Source organism: Leptospira limi (assembly GCF_026151395.1).
Classification (GTDB): Bacteria; Spirochaetota; Leptospiria; order Leptospirales; family Leptospiraceae; genus Leptospira_A; species Leptospira_A limi.
This window is the reverse complement of record NZ_JAMQPV010000001.1, coordinates 2,138,375-2,162,201: the sequence shown is the minus strand read 5'-3', so window position 1 is coordinate 2,162,201 and position 23,827 is coordinate 2,138,375. Positions and strand designations below refer to the sequence as shown.

Annotated in this window: 24 protein-coding genes; 13 read left to right on the top strand and 11 right to left on the bottom strand. The window is 37.4% G+C overall.

The annotated features are described in order from the left end of the window. From ND812_RS09950 to ND812_RS09940, 3 genes are all read left to right on the top strand, one after another. A complete protein-coding gene (locus ND812_RS09950; protein WP_265375323.1) occupies nt 1-345 on the top strand; it encodes a histidine triad nucleotide-binding protein in 345 nt (114 codons plus the stop codon). A 7-nt stretch (nt 346-352) separates the two neighbouring features. After that, nucleotides 353-1,297, top strand: a complete 945-nt coding sequence (locus tag ND812_RS09945; protein ID WP_265375322.1) for a lysylphosphatidylglycerol synthase transmembrane domain-containing protein — start codon at nt 353-355, stop codon at nt 1,295-1,297. A 68-nt stretch (nt 1,298-1,365) separates the two neighbouring features. Continuing rightward, nucleotides 1,366-1,974 (top strand): lipocalin family protein, encoded by a 609-nt coding sequence (locus tag ND812_RS09940; RefSeq protein ID WP_265375321.1) that lies wholly within the window; start codon nt 1,366-1,368, stop codon nt 1,972-1,974. A 3-nt stretch (nt 1,975-1,977) separates the two neighbouring features. Here the strand turns inward: ND812_RS09940 and ND812_RS09935 are convergent, their stop codons facing one another. Both ND812_RS09935 and ND812_RS09930 read right to left on the bottom strand, forming a co-directional pair. Next, on the bottom strand, nt 1,978-2,439 hold the full coding sequence (locus ND812_RS09935; RefSeq protein WP_265375320.1) for a VOC family protein: 462 nt from the start codon (nt 2,437-2,439) through the stop codon (nt 1,978-1,980). Between the two features lie 126 nt (nt 2,440-2,565). Beyond that, on the bottom strand, nt 2,566-3,045 hold the full coding sequence (locus tag ND812_RS09930; RefSeq protein WP_265375319.1) for a YbjN domain-containing protein: 480 nt from the start codon (nt 3,043-3,045) through the stop codon (nt 2,566-2,568). Nucleotides 3,046-3,253: 208 nt separating this feature from the next. Between ND812_RS09930 and ND812_RS09925 the strand changes: the two genes are divergently transcribed. Continuing rightward, nucleotides 3,254-4,744, top strand: a complete 1,491-nt coding sequence (locus ND812_RS09925; protein ID WP_265375318.1) for a S41 family peptidase — start codon at nt 3,254-3,256, stop codon at nt 4,742-4,744. A 51-nt stretch (nt 4,745-4,795) separates the two neighbouring features. Here ND812_RS09925 and ND812_RS09920 read toward each other — a convergent pair whose 3' ends face one another. Beyond that, complete coding sequence (locus tag ND812_RS09920) at nt 4,796-6,847, bottom strand: methyl-accepting chemotaxis protein (protein WP_265375317.1); 2,052 nt, start codon at nt 6,845-6,847, stop codon at nt 4,796-4,798. Nucleotides 6,848-6,959: 112 nt separating this feature from the next. Between ND812_RS09920 and ND812_RS09915 the strand changes: the two genes are divergently transcribed. After that, nucleotides 6,960-8,531, top strand: a complete 1,572-nt coding sequence (locus tag ND812_RS09915; RefSeq protein WP_265375316.1) for a hypothetical protein — start codon at nt 6,960-6,962, stop codon at nt 8,529-8,531. On the opposite strand, the gene ND812_RS09910 is transcribed toward ND812_RS09915, so the two are convergent. From ND812_RS09910 to ND812_RS09900, 3 genes are read right to left on the bottom strand one after another with little or no spacing between them, the layout of a single operon-like run. Beyond that, the gene (locus ND812_RS09910) at nt 8,511-11,255 is read right to left on the bottom strand and encodes a PAS domain S-box protein (protein WP_265375315.1); all 2,745 of its coding nucleotides are present in this window, start codon (nt 11,253-11,255) and stop codon (nt 8,511-8,513) included. The genes ND812_RS09915 and ND812_RS09910 overlap by 21 nt on opposite strands. A 17-nt stretch (nt 11,256-11,272) precedes the next feature. Further along, nucleotides 11,273-11,830 carry a Tll0287-like domain-containing protein gene (locus ND812_RS09905; RefSeq protein ID WP_265375314.1) on the bottom strand — a complete coding sequence of 186 codons (558 nt, stop codon included), beginning with the start codon at nt 11,828-11,830 and terminating at the stop codon, nt 11,273-11,275. Between the two features lie 17 nt (nt 11,831-11,847). Then, nucleotides 11,848-13,443 (bottom strand): sensor histidine kinase, encoded by a 1,596-nt coding sequence (locus ND812_RS09900; RefSeq protein ID WP_265375313.1) that lies wholly within the window; start codon nt 13,441-13,443, stop codon nt 11,848-11,850. 113 nt (nt 13,444-13,556) lie between these two features. Between ND812_RS09900 and argC the strand changes: the two genes are divergently transcribed. After that, nucleotides 13,557-14,579: an N-acetyl-gamma-glutamyl-phosphate reductase gene (gene argC / locus ND812_RS09895; protein WP_265375312.1), complete on the top strand. Its 1,023-nt coding sequence runs from the start codon at nt 13,557-13,559 to the stop codon at nt 14,577-14,579. Then, a complete protein-coding gene (locus tag ND812_RS09890; RefSeq protein WP_265375311.1) occupies nt 14,566-15,159 on the top strand; it encodes a nucleoside phosphorylase-I family protein in 594 nt (197 codons plus the stop codon). The genes argC and ND812_RS09890 overlap by 14 nt, the downstream gene beginning before the upstream one ends. Before the next feature lie 20 nt (nt 15,160-15,179). Here the strand turns inward: ND812_RS09890 and ND812_RS09885 are convergent, their stop codons facing one another. Together ND812_RS09885 and ND812_RS09880 are read right to left on the bottom strand one after the other, a co-directional pair. Beyond that, entirely contained in the window at nt 15,180-15,788 is a 609-nt protein-coding gene (locus ND812_RS09885; RefSeq protein ID WP_265375310.1) for a glutathione S-transferase family protein, read from the bottom strand. A gap of 52 nt (nt 15,789-15,840) precedes the next feature. Further along, a complete protein-coding gene (locus ND812_RS09880) occupies nt 15,841-17,010 on the bottom strand; it encodes a deoxyguanosinetriphosphate triphosphohydrolase (RefSeq protein ID WP_265375309.1) in 1,170 nt (389 codons plus the stop codon). Between the two features lie 49 nt (nt 17,011-17,059). Here ND812_RS09880 and ND812_RS09875 point away from each other — a divergent pair, with 49 nt between their 5' ends. From ND812_RS09875 to ND812_RS09850, 6 genes are all read left to right on the top strand, one after another. Then, nucleotides 17,060-17,680, top strand: a complete 621-nt coding sequence (locus ND812_RS09875; protein WP_265375308.1) for a DedA family protein — start codon at nt 17,060-17,062, stop codon at nt 17,678-17,680. Beyond that, nucleotides 17,677-18,156 carry an LIC11661 family lipoprotein gene (locus tag ND812_RS09870; protein ID WP_265375307.1) on the top strand — a complete coding sequence of 160 codons (480 nt, stop codon included), beginning with the start codon at nt 17,677-17,679 and terminating at the stop codon, nt 18,154-18,156. The genes ND812_RS09875 and ND812_RS09870 overlap by 4 nt, the downstream gene beginning before the upstream one ends. A gap of 167 nt (nt 18,157-18,323) precedes the next feature. Further along, on the top strand, nt 18,324-19,226 hold the full coding sequence (locus ND812_RS09865) for a TRAP transporter TatT component family protein (protein ID WP_265375306.1): 903 nt from the start codon (nt 18,324-18,326) through the stop codon (nt 19,224-19,226). 20 nt (nt 19,227-19,246) lie between these two features. Beyond that, nucleotides 19,247-20,254, top strand: coding sequence for a TRAP transporter substrate-binding protein DctP (gene dctP, locus ND812_RS09860; protein ID WP_265375305.1), 1,008 nt, complete (start codon nt 19,247-19,249; stop codon nt 20,252-20,254). A 21-nt stretch (nt 20,255-20,275) separates the two neighbouring features. Next, entirely contained in the window at nt 20,276-20,971 is a 696-nt protein-coding gene (locus tag ND812_RS09855; RefSeq protein ID WP_265375304.1) for a TRAP transporter small permease, read from the top strand. Continuing rightward, nucleotides 20,971-22,272 (top strand): TRAP transporter large permease, encoded by a 1,302-nt coding sequence (locus ND812_RS09850; protein WP_265375303.1) that lies wholly within the window; start codon nt 20,971-20,973, stop codon nt 22,270-22,272. Before ND812_RS09855 ends, ND812_RS09850 begins: the two co-directional genes overlap by 1 nt. Nucleotides 22,273-22,381: 109 nt before the next feature. On the opposite strand, the gene ND812_RS09845 is transcribed toward ND812_RS09850, so the two are convergent. Genes ND812_RS09845 through fliS form a run of 3 tightly spaced genes read right to left on the bottom strand, consistent with a single transcriptional unit; the run spans nt 22,382 to nt 23,789 of the window. Then, a complete protein-coding gene (locus tag ND812_RS09845; protein WP_265358116.1) occupies nt 22,382-22,936 on the bottom strand; it encodes a J domain-containing protein in 555 nt (184 codons plus the stop codon). Next, complete coding sequence (locus ND812_RS09840; protein WP_265375302.1) at nt 22,915-23,322, bottom strand: flagellar protein FlgN; 408 nt, start codon at nt 23,320-23,322, stop codon at nt 22,915-22,917. Before ND812_RS09840 ends, ND812_RS09845 begins: the two co-directional genes overlap by 22 nt. A 20-nt stretch (nt 23,323-23,342) precedes the next feature. Then, the gene (fliS, locus tag ND812_RS09835; RefSeq protein WP_265375301.1) at nt 23,343-23,789 is read right to left on the bottom strand and encodes a flagellar export chaperone FliS; all 447 of its coding nucleotides are present in this window, start codon (nt 23,787-23,789) and stop codon (nt 23,343-23,345) included. Between the last annotated feature and the right edge of the window lie 38 nt (nt 23,790-23,827).

Genomic DNA, 23,827 nt, shown 5'->3' with positions numbered 1-23,827 from the left:
ATGGAAAACTGTATTTTTTGTAAAATCATTAAGGGTGAAATCCCTGCCAAAAAAGAATATGAATCTGATTCTATCTTTGTCTTTCACGACATCACTCCCCAAGCGCCAATTCATTTACTCATCATTCCCAAAGTTCATATCAATAGTATGAATGACATTGCATCATTGGATCCCAAGGTAACTGAGGAAATCTTCAAAGTGATACCAAAACTTGCCGAAAAAAATGGAATCCATGAAAAAGGATACCGCCTTGTCAATAACTGCGGAAGTTATGGTGGCCAAACAGTAGGACACCTCCACTTCCATCTATTAGGTGGAAGGCATTTACAATGGCCACCGGGGTAATGACAAAATGAGAAAATTAATTTTTGGAATCATCGTTTCAGGCATTGCCATTTATTTTTTACAAAAAAACTTTGATATCAGTGAATTCAAACGTTTAGAAGGGAAAGTCAATTGGTGGATATTCCCACTCCTAATCCTTTCCAACTTATGGGCCTTTGTTCCATTTTCCATTCGTTGGTTCCATCTTTTAGAAGAAAAAATCACCTTCACTCAATCCTTCACTACCGCAATCATTGGAGTTGGTTTGAACATGGTATTACCAGCTCGCGGTGGGGATTTGGTAAGACTACTCATGAACAAACGAGATTCTGATTTACCTCTCACACATCTCTTAAGTCGAATTTTTTTAGAGAAAGTGATGGATTTGGGGGCCGTTGTGGTCATTGGTGCGGGCGCTCTTTTTTATATGGGACTTGGCCAATCAAAAAACCTAAGCCTTTTACTCATTTCTGGTCTCGTCATATTGGCGATGTTAGTTGGATTAATTTTAGTCAAATACTTCCTAACAACTTTACAAAAACTCTTATTCAAAAGTTTTTCTCTGATTGGGAAACATTCTTTTTATAAAACAAAACTAGACCACCACCTAGTTGAGTTTTCAGAGTTTTTGCAAGGTGACAAACTGATCAAACCATTGGCCTATTCACTTCCAACATGGATTTTTGGTTATGCGATCACGTATTACTTAGCTGGTATGCTCATAGGTATGCCAATTAAGTTTCCCGAAGCCTTACTTTTTATGTTTTTAGGGGGAATGGGAGTGGCTATCCCCTCTGCTCCATCTGGGATCGGAGTATTTCACGCGGCAATCATATCAGGTTTTATCATTTTAGGAAGGGACCCAGGAGAAGGACTTGTGTATGCAACTGTTGTCCATCTAACACAGTTTCTCATCACAACAACTTTATCCTGTTTTGCTTACCTTCATTGGCGTTTTTTGCATAAAAAATAATATAAATTCAATTATTTTTTTTCACAAATATCTTTTCTCTTCCACTCTAAATGGAGATGGAAGGGATTTTGCCAATCAATCAAAAATGGAAACTATCGGTTTTCTTTATTTTAATCGTAACATTCTTACAATGTTCTCCTTCGTTTTTTCAAAATGAAAAAAACTCTTCTAATTTGGAGAACCCCTTCCTTCCACTACTCTCTGTTAGTTTAGGAACTTACCTTTCACCTTCACGTTTTGATGCCTATGCAGAAAAAAATATTGATTGGAATCGTTTTTTAGGAACGTGGATTGAGATCAAACGCATTGACAATCCATTCCAATCCGGACTCACAAATGTTTCTGCAGAATACTCACTGCGAGAAGATGGAAATATCCGAGTGAAAAACCAAGGTACATCCTCAAATGGCGTAACTACCATTGAAGGGATAGCCCTTTTACCAGATCCGAATCTCGGTAAATTAAAGGTTAGTTTTTTATACCCAATTTTTTTTGGTGATTATTTGATTCTTAAAATTGACCGCCAAGGGTACCAAACAGCCCTCATCGGTGGGCCAGAATCTAATTTTTTATGGATCTTTTCCAGAGAGAAAACAATTTCGCAATCGATCGAAACAGAATATATTTTGTATGCACAAACGATTGGTTATGATACCAACCGTTTGCAAAAATTCTAAGATTTATCCGAGTGCTTTGATCACATCCTCAGGTGCTTGCACTAATTCAACAAGAACCCCTTCACTACAAAGTGGAAACTCTTCGTTTCCTTTCGGGTGGATGAAACAAACATTATAACCGGCCGCTCCTTTTCGAATTCCACCAGGTGTGAACCTTACGCCTTGTTTGGTGAGGTATTCCACACAGGCTTCTAAATGATCAATCCAAAGGCCAATGTGGTTGAGTTTTGGATCGTGTACTTTTGGACTTTTGTTTGGATCAATCGGTTGCATCAGATCAATTTCAACCTTGTATTGTCCATTTCCCATGGAAAGGATGTCCTCGTCGACATTCTCTTTTTCACTTTTGTAATCGGAAACTTTTGTAAGTCCCATCACTTCAACCCAAAATTTCGATAATTTTTCTTTGGATTCTCCACCAATGGCAACTTGTTGGATCCCTAACACTTTAAATGGACGTGACATGTAAATTCCTCTATCAATTGAATAATAAAAATTTCTTCTTCACCATTGTAAAAAACTTACTGTTAGAAGAAACTTATTTTTCGAATGGTTTCAGATCAGGAATACTGATTTTAAAAAACTACGTTATTATTCCGCTAAAATCAGTAACGTACTAAACTGAGAGTTTAAGATTTGGAATTTTTGTAAAAATTCTTTGATCCCTTCTTCACTCACACCACCCGAATAATCAAAATCACTCTCCAATATGAGTCGGCCATCAGCATCCATATAACTTCTTGAATACCTCATTTTCTGATTCCATTTATTGGCTAATTCGATTTTATTTTTTTTATCTGTGTTAAACGAAGAATAAAATTGAATGGAAGAGTCATTGCCGGAAACAAGTCCTACCTTATAATCTTGGTAAGAAACAATCAAAAGTTTATCTTCATCACTTAAAATTTTATACCCTAACTCTACCAAAAGTTTTTTGAGTAAGTTCTTTTCGACTTTGTAATATAAGGTGGCAGATTTAGATGCTAATTCTGTTTCCTTTCCTTTGGATGACTGAGCGACAAGTGAAAAAAATAAGGTGAAACACAAAAAGGATGAAACAAAAAATCTCACAGTGAACCTCTAAATCTGGAATGTTAGACTAAATGGAAAAAAGACGAAAAAACTTTCTATTTTACCAATCTATTTACAAAATTTGGAATTTCGTGAGAAAGAATTCAATCCATTTCTCTGAGAAATTGATGCAAAAAGAAAAAAAGTAGAATTTCATTAGAAATACATTTGATTTTCCATTCATCTAGGAACTGCTAAACCATTATCCATGAAGATTTCTTTTCATTTTCCTGTTTTTCTAATCCTACTTTTCTTTTCACTTTTTACTTGTAAACCTGGTCAGACAAAAAACTCAAACCCAGCTGGCCCAAAGCTTGATTCCATTGAAACATACAAAAAAGAATCTAAATACCCCTACCTCTATACGGGTAAAATTAATTTAGAACATTTTATCAAATTAAAAAATGACATCGCTATATTACATTTAACAAACGATAAATTAAATACCAAAGCCTCAATTGCAGGAGCTATCCGAAAGGTATACGAATTTGTTTCCATTGATTTTACTCCCAAAAGTTTTTATGAATTGAATCTAAAAAATCCTGAAATCATCCCACAAGGAACCATCCTCCCGACAGAGGATCCGAATATTATACTGATTAAAAAAAATCCCGCTTACAAAAAAGAATCACAAGATTGGGAGTTCAAAAAACGAATTGAGTTACACCAACATTTCATTTCCTTAAACTTGGATATCCATGATTTGGAAACACACTTGGATAAAATTCACTCAATAGCTAAACATGATCCCAATCTAATGCAAAATCAAAATGAAACCCTTGAAAAAATTATCTTTTTGGCAATGTTAGGTTATACGGAAGAGATAGACCCACACACACGGGTTTACGATGCCAAAGAAATCAAAGCAGATACATCGTTTAATGTTTTAAACAATATTTCGCACCGAATCATCACTGGATACCCTGATATTCTTTATATCAAAATCAAAAATTTCCTCCAATTTAATGACCAATTCACCATCGCAAGTGCGACTAAAAAAATCATTGAACATGAATTAACTGAAAAAAAGAACAATCAGAATACGATTGGTGCTTTACTCATAGATTTAAGAGAAAGTGAACAATCAAATCTCATTGAACTTAGAAAATTTTTATCCTTATTCACATCTACACAAAACTTATTTAGCATACGCAACAGATATGAAGCCAATATTTATCCATCTCTGAAAGGGGATCCTATTCTTTGGGATGGTCCTATGGGAATCTTAGTTGGTCCCAAAACAACTGCGGGAGGAGAATTAGTTGCTGGAAGTTTACGAGAAAACAAAAAGGCAATCATTTTAGGTTCCCGTACCTTTGGACAAGGCACCTTTCAATTGTTTTACGAAGTTGGCAAAAAAACAGGATACTTTTATGCGATTACGAATTCAAAGATGGTGTTACCTTCCGGGGAAGAAATCCAAGGATTTGGAATTTTACCTGATATCATCATTGAGGATCCAAACAAAGAATCCAATATCCCTCATGAGACAAAATTTTGGAATTGGATCAAACCTACAAATGCCAAAAACCCATTCATACCAAAAAACATCCAAACCAAACTGGAAGAAAAAATGGGGGTGAACCAAACAAACAAGGGTTTGTTTGCGGAAGAGAACCCTACCGATTTAGACCCAGTGTTTACCCAATCCATCGAATACTATAAAACATATTTGAGTTCTCAGAATGAACTGAAATAAAGTTAACAGTTCTGTGAATTGAGTTTCAATTCGGATTCCTAAATGTACATCTTACATTTTCGAATCGATTTTAAATTGGTAAGCAATGTCTTTCATATCAATTGCAGTTTGGTTTAACTCAGCGGAACTATCTGCTGTTTGCATGGAAACTTCACTCATTTGATTGGTTCCAGAACTGATCTCACCTAATGCCAAAGCATTTTGGTTCATTGCTTCCGAAACGGAAATAATTGCATGGTGCACTTCACTGATGCTACTACTGATTTCTTTTGCCAACATAAATGTTCGTTTTGCCAATGCATTAATCTCTTCTGATTGGCTTTTGTATTCCTTTCCGGATGCAACTACAGTTTCGTAATCAGGAATCACTTTCCCAGTGATCATATTCAATAGTTCTTTTACTGAATCAACCATTTCCATCATTGCTTTTTCTAGTTTGTGATTCAGTTCCACGATCTTTTTGACAGTTTCTTGTGACTTACCTGCTAAATTAGAAACTTCTGTAGCAACCACAGCAAAACCCCTTCCATGTTCACCTGCTCTTGCTGCTTCAATGGCCGCATTGAGAGAGAGTAAATTTGTCTGGTCTCCAATTTCAGCAATCATACTTGCCAACTCACGAATCTCTTTTATCGCTTCCGCATCTTTTACTGCACTTTGGATTTTGACATTGATGGTTTCAAATAAGGATTTGGCATCGATTAATGATTTCCCAACAAAAGATTCCAATTCGCTAGCTTTTCCTTCAATTTTTTCTGCTCCTTTCGAAACCAATTCCATTTCGTTTCCTAATAGATTGAGAGTTTCAATCATTGAATTGGATTGAGAAGAAATCTCTTCGGCAGAAGCTGATACATTTTCAGCACTTGCAGAAAGTTCTTGGACTGAAGAAGCAATCTCTTCAATGGTAGCGGAAGAATCAGAAGCTAACGAAGATAGATGGGAACTTTTACCAGTTATGGATTCTGATAAACTCTGGATTTTTTGAACAATCGAAATTAAGTTATGGCGCATTTTCTCCAAACTTTTTGCCATTCCGCCAATTTCATCCTTTCGTTCTAATTGGATTTTAGGAACTTCGAAAGACAATTCATTATGAGAAATTCGATTCATCAACATAGAGGCTTCGCGTATTGCATGTGTTACTTTTGTTAACACATATCCCATACCAATCGAGACAACGATCACTGAAAACAGGATACTAAAGATCGTTAAAACTGCTATGGAATCCAATGACTTTGTCATGGCAGAAACTGGAACACGGTAGATCACTCGCCAAGGAACTGAATGTAATTGGTAACTACCATACAAACAATGTTTGCCATTTGAATCCTTTCCTGAAAAAATATGTATTGCTTCGTTCGCAGATTTTAATTCGGAAACAACCTCTTCTGGAAATGCTTGGCTGATCTCTTTGTCTAGAAGTTGGCTATCAAGTGCAAGTTGGATGCTCCCTTTCCCATCTACGAGCCAACTTTCTCCCCCAAATTGGTCTTGTTTTGTGAATTGTTTAGAAGCAACCGATACATTGATCCCAAGAGAACTGATGAGAACAGGAGTTCCATTTTCGATGGTTACACCATTTACAAAGATTGCGTATGACTTGTATTCGGCAGTGTAATCCATATTGATCACAAGTTCTTTTTTGGATTGGATGAGATCAAAAAACCAACTATCATCCGAGTCTTTGTCACTTAATGTATCAATTTTTTTAGCAGAATAATCCCAATAATTTTTTGTCTTGGGATTGATGAGTCCCAAATACGTAATATAACCTAATTTTTCTTTGTAAGAAGTTAAATTCTTAAACACTTGTTCGGATAGGTCACCAGTTGGTTCTCCTGCTTTGGCCCAACGAATGGTATTGTGATCGGACGCAATGATCACTGCAGTTTCCTTTGCACGTTCCAAAATAGAATCAATGGTTGCTGATTTGGATTCTAAAATCTTCACCATATCAAAACTTTCTAATTTTGAAATGATCGTACTTCTCCCAACATAATAACTGAGAAAACCAGTTAACCCACAAGCAAGAGTGACAGAAAGGATGGTTAAACTGATCAGTTTTGTACGAAGCGAATTTGGCTCCCATTTGAATTTCATAAATTGTGAATCCTATCGAAAGAATTTTAGAATGTTTTCTTGCTAAAACAAAGCATCTAGTATAAAGTGTTCTAACATTTTTGCATCCAATGTCACAAGGAAAAAATAAAACATGAAGTTACTTTTTTATATTCTTTTCTTGGGATTGATCATTACAATGCAATCAAGTATCATTGCGGAAACAAAAGAGAAAGATGAGGCTGTATCTAAGGATCCAACCACTCTTTATCCTGCAAAAACTTTAGAATCGGCGCAAGGCCAACAAACAGCGCCAGGTGAAATCAGTTACCGTTTGACCGGAATGTTAAAAACAGATTTTGCATATGCCAATCATTCTGTTTTATCGTTTGGATTTGATAATTTAGTTGGTCCCACAGTTGCCAAAAGGCAAGTACAAGCAAGGGATTCCGAACCTCGTTCGGGGATTTACCCTACCAGCTCTTTACTTGGTGCAGAGATCAGTTATGGCGCAAAAGCAAAAGCTATCTTCGAAGCAGATTTTGTAGATCTTACAAAAAGTACTGCTGGTGCAGAAACAAAACCGAGGGTCAGACAAATGTATTTCCAATACAATCCCAGTTCCAATTTACAATTTTTTCTCGGGAGAACATGGGATATGTTTGCAGGTGTATTCCCTCAATCTTATAACGCGAGTGCCTTTATGTCAGCTTCTGGTAATATTGGTTGGCAAAGAGAACAAATTGGACTTTGGTACAAACTAGGAGAATTCAAGTTTGGTTCTGCCATAGGGACAACAGGATTCCATAATGATCCAAATGTAAAAACCAATATTGAAAGGAACTCGATGCCAACCATCACAGTTCGATTGGATTGGATCCCTTCCACCAATTTACTTTTCACGACTTCGGCAATTGGCACCAAACTGAAAGTAAGTGATCCCAAAACAGATTCGTCAAGGGATGGTTTGCCTCTTTATCCAGACCAAACGATTGATCCTAACCCATCACTCTCAAAAACAATCGCAAACCAAACTGCCAACCAAAGAACCATACTCGATTCCGGTGGTGTTTCCTTTGGATTTGTTTGGAAACAAGGGAAATTTGAATCAAGAGGTGAAATCTCTTATGGCACAAACCTAACATCCATTACTGCCTCTGGTATCGCACCATTCCAATCAACTACTTATGGTGAAACTTTTTCGGATAGTAACCTTGGATTTTTATCAGGTGGGTTTGCCAATGATGCAAAAGCAAATACCAAACGAAAATTTGAATCTCCGAAAGAAGTCAGTGGATTTCTCAGTTTGAATTATGATTTCACAAAACAGTTTGGTTTAGGCCTTCATGCTGGTATCTCCAAAATCACAAATCCGGAAATACTTGTAGGTGCTGATTTTAATTCCCTCCCAACCAGCCGTTCCGATCAGTTCCAATGGACCTCTAATCCCAAAATTATGGGATCCATAAGGGAAAATTTGAATTATGGTATTCGGATGAATTATGATCCAGAAGAACGAATTCGTTTTTTCTTACAAACAGATGTATTTCGCACCTACTACAAAGATGTAGATCGTTATTCAGGTGTATCAGCTCATATCGGTAGTTATGATCCCATTTCGCAAACAGGAGAATTACGGGACCCTGGGAACCAGTCTAGCAGACCCAGTGCTGTTTCAGAATCATTCATGATCCGCCTCGGCGGTTTATTTCGATTTGATACTTGAGTTTATAGTATCTAACCATTTTAAAAGCATTTGTTTTAGATTTTCTTTTTGAATTGGTTTACTCAAATAATCATTCATTCCCACTTCAAAACATTTTTCTTTTTCACCTGCAATGATTCCCGCTGTAACGGCAATGATGGGTATTTCTTTCCCTTTATGAATTTTTCGAATTTCGATTGTTGCATCATATCCATTTTTAATCGGCATTTGTATGTCCATAAGGATTAAGTTAGGAGATTCTTTTTGAAATACAGCAATTGCTTCCTCGCCATTCTCAGCTTCGAGAATCAATGCATCGTCTATAATTCGTTTGATGAAATTTTTCATCAAACCCATATTGACTGCGTTATCCTCTACCACCAATATTTTTATCGTCTGTTCCTTTGTATTGGAATCTGAAAATCCTTTCGATTCAATTGTTGTTACTATCGATTCTTTTTGTAAAATTGGATCATGTTCTGGAATACGAAATGGAATCTCAAAATAAAATTCACTCCCTTCTCCAACTTCACTATTCAATTTTAAATTTGATTTCATCAAACTTAAAAGTTGCTTACAAATTGCAAGACCAAGACCTGTCCCACCAAACTTTCGTGTTGTGGAAAAATCTTCCTGTGTAAACGAATCAAAAATTTTCTTTTGGTTTTCTTTTGCGATTCCAATCCCTGTATCTTTTACAGAAATTCTAATTTTAACTTCATTTTCTTCACTTGTATCCAAACGGACAAGCCTACATTCGATAAAACCTTTTTCGGTAAATTTAATTGCATTTCCAATTAAATTCAAAAGAACCTGCCGCAATCGATTGGAATCGAACATTAAAGTTTGCGGAATGTTTTCATCAATAAACAATCTGATATCTAAACCTTTTATAATTGCTTGGATATCCATAATTTTGATCGCTTCTAGAACTAATTTTTTTAAGTCATTAGCCTCTTCTGCTAATTGTAATTTTCCTGCTTCCGCCTTTGAAAAATCTAATATATCATTTACGATATTCAAAAGAGTATGTGCTGATTGTTTTACGATTTGAGCATATTCATTGAAAGAAGTATCAACCAAAGTTTCTGCAAGTAAGTCCGAATAACCAATAATACCATTCAGAGGTGTTCGAATCTCATGACTCATATTCGCTAAAAATTCTGATTTGGCACTGTAGGCATTTTCCGCCAATTCCTTTGCATGTTTTAACTCAAGTTTGGTTTCATAAGATTCAGTAATATCTCTTGTGAACATCAAAATACCACCAATTCCACCCGAAAGTAAACTCCAAGGCCGAATTTCCCATTGGATCACTTGGTCTTTTCCCCAACCAGGTGGCCGCCAAATATCTTCATCTCTTTTTAAAATTTCACCTTTTAAACCACGAGAATGGATATTTTTCCATTCCTCTCCAATGTTGGGAAAAATTTCATAATGGCATTTACCTATGATTTCTTCTTTGGTGAGAGGGATTTTATAATCATCAATCCACCTTTGGCTGAGCGCAACGTATCGCATCTCTTGGTCAAGCATGGCAACGGCTGCAGGAGCATGTTCGACAAATGACCATAAAATCGCAGTTTGCGAAGCCAATGCCATTTCCCATTTTTTTCTTTCGTTGATGTCTTGGATGATACCATAGATTTTTACAACTCGGTCATCTTCATATTCTGCCCGACCAATGGTTCTAATCCATGTTTGGTTACCCTTTGCAGTCACCATTTCCAACTCTAAATCATATTCTTTTCCAGTTTCCAAAAGTTCTTGTACTGCATTTGTGATTTTATTTCGACTTTCTTCACTATGATAAAATTGTAATCCCGTTTCTACGCTTGGAACAAAGTCATCACTGACTTCATGGATTCGTTTTGTTACATTGGTCCAATTGGCTTGGTTTGTTTTTAAATCTAAATCCCAACCTCCAATTTTTGCTAAATTTGCCATCTGGTCTAACAACCGTGAGATGGATCGTAGTTCCATTTCGGATTGGATGGAATCTGTGATATTTAAGGTTTGAGCCAAATAATAGATGGGATTTCCTAAATGATCACGTATGATAGATTTATTAAGTATTGCCCAAATGGTTTGGTTGTCTTTCGTTAGGTAACGTTTTTTAATTTGGAAACTTGGTATGAGCCCTCTATTTAATTTCTCTAAGTATGCTAATTCCACTGCAAGATCATCGGGGTGTGTAAATTCCGATAAAGTTTTTTCTTTTAACTCTTCAGCTTGGTAACCAAGCCATTCGCAAAAAATAGGATTAACTTCTATCATCTCTCCATGTGGATTTGAGATATCCATTCCAATATTCGAATACCGAAAGGAAGATGTAAATAAATCTCTAGAAATTTCTAAAGATTGTAAAATGGGAGGGAATATTTTTTCTTTTCCTTCTGAAACAGAGTCCAGGGCTAACAAAATAAATTTTTTACCTAAATCATAGAATTCTTTCGTATGGATCCGAAAAGGAAAACCTGCACTACTGCTAGGATCAAAACAAATTCTACCTAGAATGGAATCGGTACCTGCTTTTTCGGAATGTATCTTAGTACCAGAGTGGGTTAAAATACATTCCTCCGGGAATGGTTGGTCGATGGTAAGCCCCATTGATTTTGTTGCCACTGGACTTGGGTACACAATGCCCACGTTTGTGTCCCATACTAAAAATCCGAAAGAAGCTTTTTCAAATACAAATTCACATAACTCTGGTTTGTTTGCGATGAATTTGACTGGACTTATCATAGTTTATCTGCAGAACTTCAATTCTTGAAAATGACAACAAAGAGTCCACGCAGATCTCCAATTTGGTAATTGGTTGCCATATCATTTGGGTAAAGTTTATTTAAGGTTGTTTTGGTTTCGTTTTGCATTTCTTCTTTTTTTCCATGGCAGGGAACACATTGTCCCATAAAGGGAATTGGGACATACACTGTCACATTCGTATCAGACGAGACAACTCGACTCGGAAATACACCTGCACTCGATTTCTGCTTTTGGATTTCCTTAAATACCAAAACCTCTTCGGGGGAAAGAAGGTTTTTCTCATTACGAGGTCTATCCGTCACACGTTTTAATGTAACATTGTTTGCCATTCCCATTTTCGCCGTGAAACCTAAGGCATTTTGTTTGCAGAAAGGAATGGCAGATGTGGTCCCTCCTTCAGACATAGCAGTCGAAAGTTTTTTTTGTAAATTGGATTTTGCTTCATTCGTAATTTGAATTGCCAATGATTCATAATTCATAGTTTCTTTTTGGCAATGGGAAAAAGGGATTAGGAACAGGAGAACTACTAACATTTTTAATTTGATCTGGTTCATAATTAATCCTTTGGAATTTAATTCGATTTCCTTATTGGCAAGTTCACAATGAATTCCGTTTTCCCAGGAATGGACACAAAGGAGATGGTTCCATTTTGTTCCGTAATAATCGTTTTGCAAATGAAAAGACCAAGTCCAATGCCTTCCCCCTTCTCCTTGGTTGTAAAAAAAGGTTGGAAAATATTTTTTTGTAAGTCGTTTGGAATTCCAGTCCCATTATCGATGATTCTGATTTCAATCGTTTCTGACTTACCAGAGGATACTTTCACTTTGATTTCTCCCGTTTTTGGTTCTGTGGCTTGGATGGCATTAAAAATCAAATGGGACCACACCAATTTCATTGATGCTTCATTTACATAGGTTACGATTTGGTCATCAATTTCCGTAACAAGCAGCCGGCTCATTTCCCAATACTGGTTATATAAAATAAGAATATCACGAATTCCATTGCCTATACGAACGTATGATTTTTCTTTATCTGCATATGGTTCTGAAAATTGTTGGAAGGTTGAGATTACTTTTTCCGTTCGATCAATTGCATTTGTGATTAGTAAACTTGCATTCTCCATGGTTTTGTATTTTAACCATAAAAAAATAAAATCCCAGGATGTTTTGTCTTCTCCCAAAATCCCTTCAAAACTTTTATAATCAATACCAAGTTCGATACAACGATCTGCAAAATAAAAACGATCTTGGCGTTCGAGAAAAGGAAATAGTTCGAGAATTACATCTAACTCCTCCCTTTTTTCTTTTTTTGATCGGTGTTTCCAACGAATTTGTTTTTCCTTTTCATACCATAGTGGGTCTTTGTTTGTAAGATAATTTTGTTCTTCACTCAAAAGGTAAGAAACCATAGATTTAATGCCAGCAAGTGGATTTTTGATTTCGTGAGCAACGTTCGATGCAAGGGACCCAAGTGTTACAAGTCGATCATTCTGTATCAAACTAGTTTCCCTTTGGTTTAATTCTTCTGATAATTTTTGGTTATTGTTTTCTAATATATCGAGTAAAAAGGAAACCAATTTAACAATACAAACTGTCTTTGCAAATAGTAGTATGACTTTCAGAATTTCCAAAACAAAAACAATTCGATTCGGACCCTGTGGAGTGAGTTGGTAACCAAAATCAATGTCAGTTCCTCCTAGGTAAGCAACATACATACCACCTAGATAGCCAAAGATGACAACAATTCCCATCACCATTGAAAATGTTCGGTGAAGGAAAAAGGAGATGTAGAGTTGGTATAAAAAAAACAAAGTAAAAAAAATTGAATTTTGGATGGGTAAGGCTTTTAACCCTGGTGGGTGCAAAAAAATCGCGAAATAAAATCCTGAAAGTAAAACCAGGTAATCCACCATTAAAAAAAACATAATCGTCGGATTCGAAAGTTTATTCGCTCTTTCGTTCTGTATGAACCTTTTCCCAAGGTAAGAACTGATTAAAAAATATAAGGCACAAACTATTGCGATTAAAAATGGAGGTTTGCCAAAATTCAAAACTGAGGCTATCACTGCAATCCACGCGATCACCATTCGGATTGAAATCAAAATCAAAAGCCCTTTTGATTTCATTTGGCTTGCAAACTGCTCAAGTAAATTGGATGATGTGACCATAAGTTTTTTGTCTGATTATTACATTCGCTTAGATTAGGAAAATCAAGCATTTCTCTTACAGAGCCATTTGACATAGGAGGATTGTCCGAAAATCTTGGATTAGGTTCCCAAATATGAAACAAACAAAAATTGCAATCATAGGTGCAGGTGGGCTTACTGGCAAAGAGTTAGTAGGATTACTGGCTCACCACCCACATCTCCAAGTCGTTCATATTACTTCCAATCAAGTTGATGGAAAACACATCCGTGAGGTTTTTCCAGACCAATCCCACTTACCAGACTTAAGGTTCCAAAAACACGATGCACCCATTCCAGAGGATGCTCATATTGTCCTTGCAACTCCCAATGAAGTTTCTTTAGAAAAGGCACCTGAGTTTTTAATGGAAGGGAAAAAGGTTATTGATTTATCGGGAACATTTCGACTCCACGACCAAAACCAATTTGAATCAGCATACAAATTCAAACACACAAAGTTTGAATGGATGGACAAGGTTGTATTTGGTCTTCCCGAATTATTCCGTGAAAAAATTAAAAATGCAAACTTCATTTCCAACCCAGGTTGTTTTGCAACCTCTGCCATCTTACCGATTGCTATTTTAGGAAATCTTAGAAAAAAAATCCAAGGTCCTGTCATTGTTGATGCGAAATCTGGTGTAAGTGGTGCTGGAGGAAGGACTGAAGAAATTAAATATGCATATACTCATGTTTATGAAAATTTCAGAGCCTATAAAGTATTAAGCCACCAACATGAACCAGAAATGGAAGAATATTCTTTTGTTGGATCAGATCCTAAAAAAATCCATTTCACTCCTCACCTACTCCCTGTTTACCGAGGCATTTTGGCAACGATTTATATCACGTTCGAAAACCCAGTCGATCCAAAAGAAGTAAAAGAAAAAATCCAATCGGTAGCAGAGAAAGAAACCTTCATTCGTTTTTACGAAACTCCAGAAGAAATTGAAATCAGAAAGGTACAAAACACAAACTTTTTAGACATTGGAGTCACCACAAAAGGAAATACGTTAGTTCTCGTAACTGCTCTTGATAATTTAGTCAAAGGAGCTGCAGGACAAGCATTACAAAACCTGAATTTAATGTTTGGTTATCCGGAAACCTTAGGCCTTGTTACCATTTGACCCAAAACAAACTTTAGTGACTGGAGCCTTTGAAGGAGAGGTAAATCTTTTAAAGAACCATCCCCAATTTCCAAATGTAAGGGAGATGGGAATTGGAAATTTAGAACAGGCTATCCAATTGTTTGTTTACTTAAACCAAAACCCACAGATTCGAAACATTGTGTTTTTAGGATCCTGTGGTGTTTACCCTTGGTCTGATACCAAACCTAATACAATTGTTTCTCCAAACTCTGTTTGTTCATGGGAACTCGGAGCAAGTTTAGGTTTTGCCAAACAACTTCCACACTCACCACAATCCTTTCCTCTCCTACCAGATCCTATGTTTTCCAGTGGCATTTGTAATGCCCCAACTTGTATCACACTCCATACAATGGAATCACCACCCGATGAAAATTGGAAAACACTCTCGTTTGAAAACCTAGAGTTATTTGGACTCACAAAAGTGGCAAACGAGTTCAATATCCCAGTCACCGCCTATTTAGCTGTGACAAATACAGTAGGCCCAAAAGGTTCTAGCGAATGGGCCAACCATTGGCGAGAACTCTCAAACAAATTACAAGGTTACTTCCTTACTGTCTAAAGAGCTTCAGTTAACGCAGGTTACGTGCCGAGCACATCTTTCACTGCTCGTTCTTCCATCACTCGTTTGATCCAATTTTCGACCGAATCAGGAGTATTTGTATCCATCATTTGGTTGTGTTCAATAAAAGGAGCGTAAAGGATTTCCAAAAGTCCAAATTGATTTGCAAACATATATTGGTCTTTGGATAGGATGGAATCAACGATCTCCAAATGCCTTCCGATTCGTTTGGAAGAATCTTTCATCCGTTTTGGTTCCCATTTTTCTTCCGGGACAAATTTTTTAGAGAAGTAAACCACACTATTTGGAAAACAATATTCGGATTCACATTGGTTCACCATTTGGTTGAGCAGAGCTCTTTTTTGTAAATCATGCGGGAAAAGTGGATTCGAAAACTGATGTTTCTCTTCTAAGTAACGTATGATAGCCGAGGATTCAGAAAGTAAAAACTCACCATCTTTTAAAACTGGAACCTTTCCATAAGGATTGATTTGGAGAAATGGTTTTTTCCGATTTTCCAATTTGTCTAGAGCCACATGGATGGTTTCATATTCCAATTTTCGATACTTCATATAAATATGAACTCGTTTGCTATAAGTGGAATTCGGATGGGAATAGAGACTGTACATAGTTACCTCAAAGGTTTCGATTTAAATGTTTTACGCAAAAAAAAAGATAATTTCAATAAGGAAACCAAAAGATCCCTTCTCGTTTTAATTTTTCGATGGCATAACGATCTGTCATACCGGCGATATAATCACAGATAATCCTCATCCTTCCATCTTCCTCTTCTCTGTTTCGATAGGACTCAGGGATGGAATCCGGATGTGATTCAAAATGTTTAAAAAGTAAATAAATGATTTCTTTACCCCTTTCACTCATCCTGGAAACTTCAGAATGCCTATACAAATTTTGGAATAAAAAATGTTTGAGTTCGATAAATTCTTTTTGAAACTCTTCCGAAAATTGTACGATTTTGATTTTTTTGGCAAATAATTCCGAAATGGATTCTCTCGTATTTACATCATATTGAATCAATATTTGGTGAATGGTTTCAATCAAATCAGAAACCATTAGATTCAGTAATACTCGCCCAATCGACCGGGATATCGAATGGATTTCAGACCCGGAATTTTTTTCGGTTTTAGGCAAACTGTCTTGGATTCGTTTCCAAATGGAAAGTGTTTTTACTTCTTCCAATTTTAATAAACCACTTTCCAATCCATCTTCCAAGTCATGAGCAGAATAAGTAATCTCATCCGAAGAATCGACAATCATTGCTTCCAAAGAGGGACCTTTTTCCCGTCTCACCGCAAGTAAGTTAGTTGGTTCGTAACCACCACCATGTTTCATAATGCCAAGCAAAGTTTCTTCGCATAAATTAAGACCTGGAAATTCAGGATACCTTCTCTCCAACTTTTGTACAACCCTAAGTGATTGTTTATTATGTTCGAAACCACCCTTTTCTTTCATAAGTTCTGCGAGAGCATCTTGGCCTGCATGCCCAAAAGGAGAATGTCCCAAGTCATGTGTAAGAGCGATGGACTCACTTAAATCTTCATTGAGCCCAAGGACCTTTGAAATTGTTTTTGAAATTCCCGCCACTTCTAAAGTATGAGTCAAACGATTTCGAAAATGATCTCCCTCAGAGTATACAAAGACTTGTGTTTTGTATTCCAGTCGTTTGAATGCATGTGAATGGATGATCCGATCCTTATCTCTTTGAAAGGGCAATCGATATGGATGTTCTGGTTCCACAAATGCACGAGTGCCAGAATGACGACTTTTCACGGCATAGGGAGCAAGGATTTTTTCTTCTTCTAGAAGGAGTTCATTTCTCCCTTTCTTCATAAATCTCTTTCCTTTTTCGGCGAAACCATAAAATCAGTATAAATCCCTCATGGACTTTCTACAAACCCTAGTTACGATTTTTATGCAATACGGTTATTTTGCCGTTTTTGGAATTCTCATCCTTTGTGGATTCGGACTTCCTGTGCCCGAAGACATTTCTCTCACGGCGGGTGGAGTCATTTCTGGCCTTGGTTATGCCAATGTTCATATTATGTTTCTAGTGGGTATGGCAGGGGTTCTCCTTGGTGACAGTTTTGTATTTTGGTTGGGAAGCCATTATGGGGAAAGGGCATTGACTTTACCTGTTTTACGGACAGTCCTCCACCCAGAACGATTTGATAAAGTCAGAGAACAATTTAAAAAGTATGGTCGTTGGGTTGTGTTTGTGGGAAGGTTTATGCCAGGACTCAGGATGCCCATATTTTTTACCGCAGGCACATCCAAACAAATTAGTTTTTTCTTATTCCTCCTAACCGATGGATTTGCCGCTCTCATCTCTGTACCCATTTGGGTTTACCTTGGGTATTATTTTGCTCATAATTTTGACGAACTCATGAGCTGGGTGCGTGGGGGCCAAACGATTATCTTAGTCCTCGTTGCGATCCTTGTTGGTGTGCTATTCTTCTACTGGTGGCGGAGGAAACGCCAAGAGGGAAAAGGAGACAAATGAACCTAAAACAGGCAACGTTTGCTTTATCTTTGCTTCTAACCTTAGTTTTTGGAATCAATTGTACCAACTATTCCACGACTGCTTCTGTCCAAGCACCACCCACTCTCATTTCCATCACAAATAATGGGAATTCCAACTTTACCATCAAAGTAAGAGCCCAAAACCCAGAGTTTATCTTCCAAGGGTATCGTTTGTACCAAGCTGCGACGGAAAGTTTAGCTCAAAATCCAGTGGATACAAACCTAGGAACTGACTGCATTTTGGCGCAATCAGCAATTGTCCAACCGATTGAATATACCTTTGAGATAGACCCTACCACGAAGGCCAATACGGCTGGGGTATCTTGCCGCATTTTTGCCACATTATCTCCGGGTTCTTACATTTCGATGAGAACACTGGGACTTGCCGTGAACCTACAAAATAGCACAAGTTCCTACCGTGTGTCCCTCCCATCTAACGCGCTTATTGTCCCATAAAATAAAACTTTCTTGCATTTAAGTCAAATGCATGTATTTTTTTCCGGAATCATGGGATTTCTTTGTGCTTTTTTTAGAATTCTTCTAAATTTTTGCCCCAAATTGTCCCGTTGGTCATACAAATAGAAAGGGAGAAATCCCAAACATTTTTGGAGGATGATGAAATAATGAACCAAACGAAACATTGGTCAAAAATCGCGCTCGCAACTCTGGTACTCGCGTCAGTTGTTGCATGCGGAAAATCAAGACAATTGAAAATTACGGCGTCGGATGTGACTCGTGCAACCACACCAGCAAAACTTCCTGCTGACATCGAAAAACTCTGGAAGAACCGTCATAACGAACAAGACCTTAGACAAGCGCTTGTTAGTTTAGAAAAATTTGCAACTGAGAACCCACAATATGCAGATGTAAAAGTTTTATTATGCCGGGGTAATTATTTGATGGGTGATGGCCACTTATGGCTAAAACTAACTGGCGATGCAGATGATGATGCAAAGGTAAAAGAAGAATCTATAGCATTTTATGATGCTGCCGTAACTTGGTGTGAAGCAGCTCTTGCTATGAATCCAAAATTCAGAGACAAAGTGGTTAAAGATGGTTTAGAAATCGAGAAGTCTCTGGATGTCCTTGGACCAGAAGACATTGATGCCCTCTATTGGAGATATGCTTCTCTCGGAAAATGGTCACGATTGGTTGGTTTCACTACCCTTCTCAACAACCGATCTAAATTTACTGCTATGGTAAACCGTGTAAAAGAAATTGAAAAAGCAATGGGTAAAGAATACTTTTATTCTGCAACTCTCCGTTATGATGCAGCAAGTAATGCTCTTTCACCAACTGGTGATAAAAAATTAGCTGATAAATACTTTGAAGAAGCAATTGCAAAACACCCAAATTATTTTGCTGTACGAGTTCTTTATGCAGAAAGCCGTTTAAAGGGCAACGAAGACAAATTCAAAAAACAATTAGAATTTGTAATCAAAGGGAAAGCAGCGTCTTTACCTGAGATTGAACCAGATCAAATCGTAGAACAACGAAAAGCTAAAAAATTACTCGACGAATTATAATCGTTCACTAGGAGAACTAGATGTTTTTAAAGCAGATAAAATATTTAGTTTGTGTAACTATGGCCCTCACAATCAGTGGGGGTCTTTTTGCTCAAACAACCGTTAAATTGGCGACAGTTGCACCAGAAGGATCACCTTGGGCCAACGAATTAGCAAAAATCAAAAAGAAAATCGAAAGCGAATCACAAGGACAAATTAAATTTAAAATTTATCCAGGTGGTCAAATGGGTGGGGAAAATGAAATCCTCCAACAAGTCATTCGTGGAAAACTGCAAGGAGCAGGTTTAACAGCTGGAGCCCTTGCTAACACAGTAAAAGAATTAAACGTCCTTGAAATTCCATATCTCTTTAATTCTTATGCACAAGCAGATTGTGTGCTCGACGATCATCTCTTAGAAGATTTCAGAAAACTTTTTGAAGCAAAAGGACTTATTTTTGTCACTTGGGCAGAAAATGGATACAGATCCATCGGAACAAAATCCACTCCAGTGAAAAAACCAGAAGACCTAAAAGGGATCAAAATCAGAATCCAAGAATCTCCAGTTCACATCGCTTATTGGAAACAATTAGGTGTAAGCGGAATTCCAATTGCGATTCCAGAAGTATTACCATCGTTACAAACTGGTGTGGTAGAAGGATTTGACAACACTCCTCTATTCACTCTTGCAGCAGAATGGCAAACTGCGATTAAGTATTTTACATTAACTCGCCATATTTACCAACCAGCAGCGATCCTTTACTCTAAAAAGTATTGGGACACACTCAATGACGAACAAAAAAAGACACTGATGGGTGAAGGAAACAAACTAGCTCCAGGTGCAAGACAGGCTGTTCGTTCCATCGAAAAGAACATGATTGCTACTTTGAAAAAAGCAGACGTACAAGTTTATGAACCTTCAAGTGCAGAACTTGCAAGTTTCAAATCAGCTGCTAACGCAGTTGCAGGACAAGTTGTTGGAAAAATTGGTGGGCAATCGAAACAAATTTACGATAAAATCCAAAAAGCCAAAGCAGCTTGTGGTGGTTAGAGTAAGGTAGGATATAGATAAATGAAATTCGTCGAACGAATTCTAAATACTTTGAGTTTCGGCGAGAAATGGGCGGGGGGAATCTGTTTCCTTCTGCTCACTCTTCTCATGATTGCTGACGTTTCTAAAAGGGAAGTCATCGATAAAGTGTTAGGTTGGACATTAGAAGCCTCAGAAGCCTACCCAAATACGGGTGTCGCAGGATTCATTGGCGATTGGAGTATCTACATTGCAGAATCCATTCACAGTGGAACTTCCAGCTTCTTAGAGTGGATGGGCCTAGGTGGAATCATTTGGGCACAAAAATTATCCCTTTATTTTATGTTATGGGGTGGTTTGTTCGGATCTGCTTTGGCAAGTGCCAAGGGCTCACACTTACGCCCAGAAATTGCAGACAAGGCATTACCAAAAGCGGTTCTGCATTATGTAAAAATCATCGAACAATGGGTGATTTCGATATTCTTTTTATTCTTAGCTTACTTATCAGTCATTTATGTTTTAGAAAGTATTAGTTTAGATGAAGTCAATCCTGTGACAGAAATCCATTTATGGAAAGTCCAATTGATTTTTCCTTACATTTTCCTTTCTATGGGATTTCGACATTTGTGTTATGGAATTTTTCCTTCACTCATCCCTTCCGACATCAATGAAGCCACTGAGGCTTTGGAACTTGCGGAAAAAGAACTTTCCGAATCAAATTCAGGAGGGAAACGTTAATGGGTTCTTGGGGAATACTCATACTCTTACTTGCCTTAATTTTACTCAGGCAACCATTGATCGTACTCATGGGTGCGATCACCGTTTACTGTTATTACTTTTTACCAGATCCACCTCTTGAGTCTTTTCAGGAACTCAATAGTATCATTGGGGATTTATTTTTTGCAGGTGATAAAGAGATCCTTCTTGCGATTCCACTTTTCATCATTGCGGGAAATTTAATGACGCATGGTAGTATTGCTAGACGACTCATCCGCATTGCGCAAGCAATGACAGCACCCATTCCAGCAGGGCTTGCCATCGCTGGTGTTTTCTCCTGTGGGATTTTTGCCGCGATTTCTGGATCCTCCCCAGTGACTCTCATTGCGATTGGTGGACTCATGTATCCTTCTCTTACAAAGGCAGGTTACCCAACTCAGTTTTCGATGGGACTACTTGCTTCTGGAGGAACCCTCGGTATCATCATTCCACCGAGTATTCCGATGATTGTCTATGCCATCATGGTGGGAGTATCTGTTACGGATCTTTTCATCGCAGGGATTGGCCCTGGAATTTTACTCATGAGTTTACTTATGATTTATTCCGTGTTCCGCGCTGGGAATGTTGGTCGTGGGAAATGGGACTGGGCTGAAATTCGAATCGCTTGGAAAGAAGGGATTCTTGCTCTCATGATGCCAGTTGTGATCCTTGGTGGAATTTATTCTGGATTTTTCACAGCGACTGAATCCGCAGCGATTGCCGTATTTTATGCAATCCTTGTAGAAGTGTTCATTCACAAAGAATTAAGTTTTCCGAAAATTCCTAAAATCATGGCAGAAAGTGCTGAGATGCTCGGGATCTTATTTCTCATCCTAATCCTTGCGGTGAGTTTGAATAAGTTCATGATCGAAAATGAAATCCCGCAAAACCTAGTGGCAAAAATGTCAGAACTCATTTCCAGTCCTGTCACCTTTCTCATCGGTGTGAACATTCTACTCCTCATCGTAGGTATGTTCATGGATATCATGAGTGCGATTCTAGTACTTGCACCTCTTCTTGCTCCTATGGCAGTCAATTATGGAATCAATCCAGTTCACTTTGGTATCATCATGATTGTGAATTTGGAAATCGGTTATTTGACTCCTCCAGTTGGTGTGAATTTATTTGTGGCATCAGGGATCTTCAAACAACCGTTAGGAAAAGTGATCCAATCAGTTGCACCAATTGTGGGAATGTTTCTCATTGGACTCATCCTTATCAGTTGGATCCCAGAAATTTCACTTGGACTTCTGGGTGGAGAAGCAACTACACCTAGCCCATAAGAACGATTGTAACTAGTTTTACCTTCCTGTTTCCTTTGATTCTTAAACAAAGGAAATGGAAATGGTAGGATGGAAATCAAAAGAGCCGGAGCTAAAAACTTCGGCTTTTTTATTCCTTTGACCACCAAACACGAAGTCGCTCCAAGGAATTTTTTGCATCACTAGCCCATAAACTAGTGGGATGTTGTTTTAGAATGTTGGCATACACCTGCAAAACTGGTTCCAATTCTTTCTGTAATTGTACGAGTTCTTTATTCAATGCACTCGAAAGTTCAATGGGATGTAGGTTTCGTTTTTCATAATAACGAAGGATAACTTCTGTCTCTTTTTCCTTGGCTAATTTATATTCTTGGAAAACCGGATCTTTGGAAGGTTTGTTCTCCAAAGTTTCATTTGGACTTTGATTGGTATTTTTAGGATGGGAACCTTCTCTGTTTCCATTCGGATCCACCATCGTTTCCTCTGGGTGGATGAGTAGGAATTCCTTTAAGTTTTCGTAATGTTTGTTTAACTCCACAAACATCACATCACTTGTAAATTCACCGCTATCTGGGTGGTATTTTTTTGCTAGTTTGTGATAAGAATCTTTTAATTCAGACTCGGTATATCCAGAACTTAATCCTAAAAAATGTAACGAATCATTTAACAGTAGTTTTTTGTCCATGAAAGACCAGAGGAAAATACCAAATGAGATTTTAACCTTCGTTTGATACTGAACTCCCAATATTCTTTTTTACTTTCATTCATTTCGAATACAAGCAATTCTTGGACTTTTTGTTGGAGGGTTCTTGCTTCATCTAATTTAGAAAAAACAGTTTCGGAAAGGGCAATTTCTTCTTCTGTATGAACATCTAATTCTTGGTGTTCCAAGATTTCTGCATCCAACTCTTCCAATTTACGAACAAGGGTTTCATTTTTAAACTCAATCTTAACGGCTGTATCTGCATCTCTGTAGGATAATAATTCTTCTTCTCGTTTTAGATTCGTGATCAGGGAATTCAGAAGTTGGATTTTTTTTTGCAGTAAGTGTTTGTAAGATAATTGTTTCATAAGTTTTGATAAAAGAAAATTTAACCAGTGATGGAGATTCCAGTTGTTCTTTGGCCTAAATTTTGTTGTGGAGATTGTGGTTCTTTTTTCTCCAACTCTTCCCAGGAAACTTTTAATTCTCCCAAAATTTTGATACATTCTTCAATGATCGCTTTGTCCTTACGCATATTTGCTTCGAGTAATCTTTTTTTGAGATAAATGTACAAAGACAAAAGGTTATTTGCGACTTCTTTCCCCTCTTCCATATTGAGTGACAAAAGTAATTCTGTGATGATGTCTTGGGTTTTGATGATGTTGTTGTTTACGACATCATATTTTCTTGGAGTCATATTGTCTTTTGCAACACCAAGGAAACGAATGGCCCCATCAAATAACATGACAATCAATTTGATTTGGCTAACGGTAGAGATCTCGTTGGCTTTGTATTCATTGTAAGCAGAGGCACCGGTTTTTCTCGCAAGCGACATTTTTTTCTCCTGTGTATTCCCATCGACCAAAAAGGATA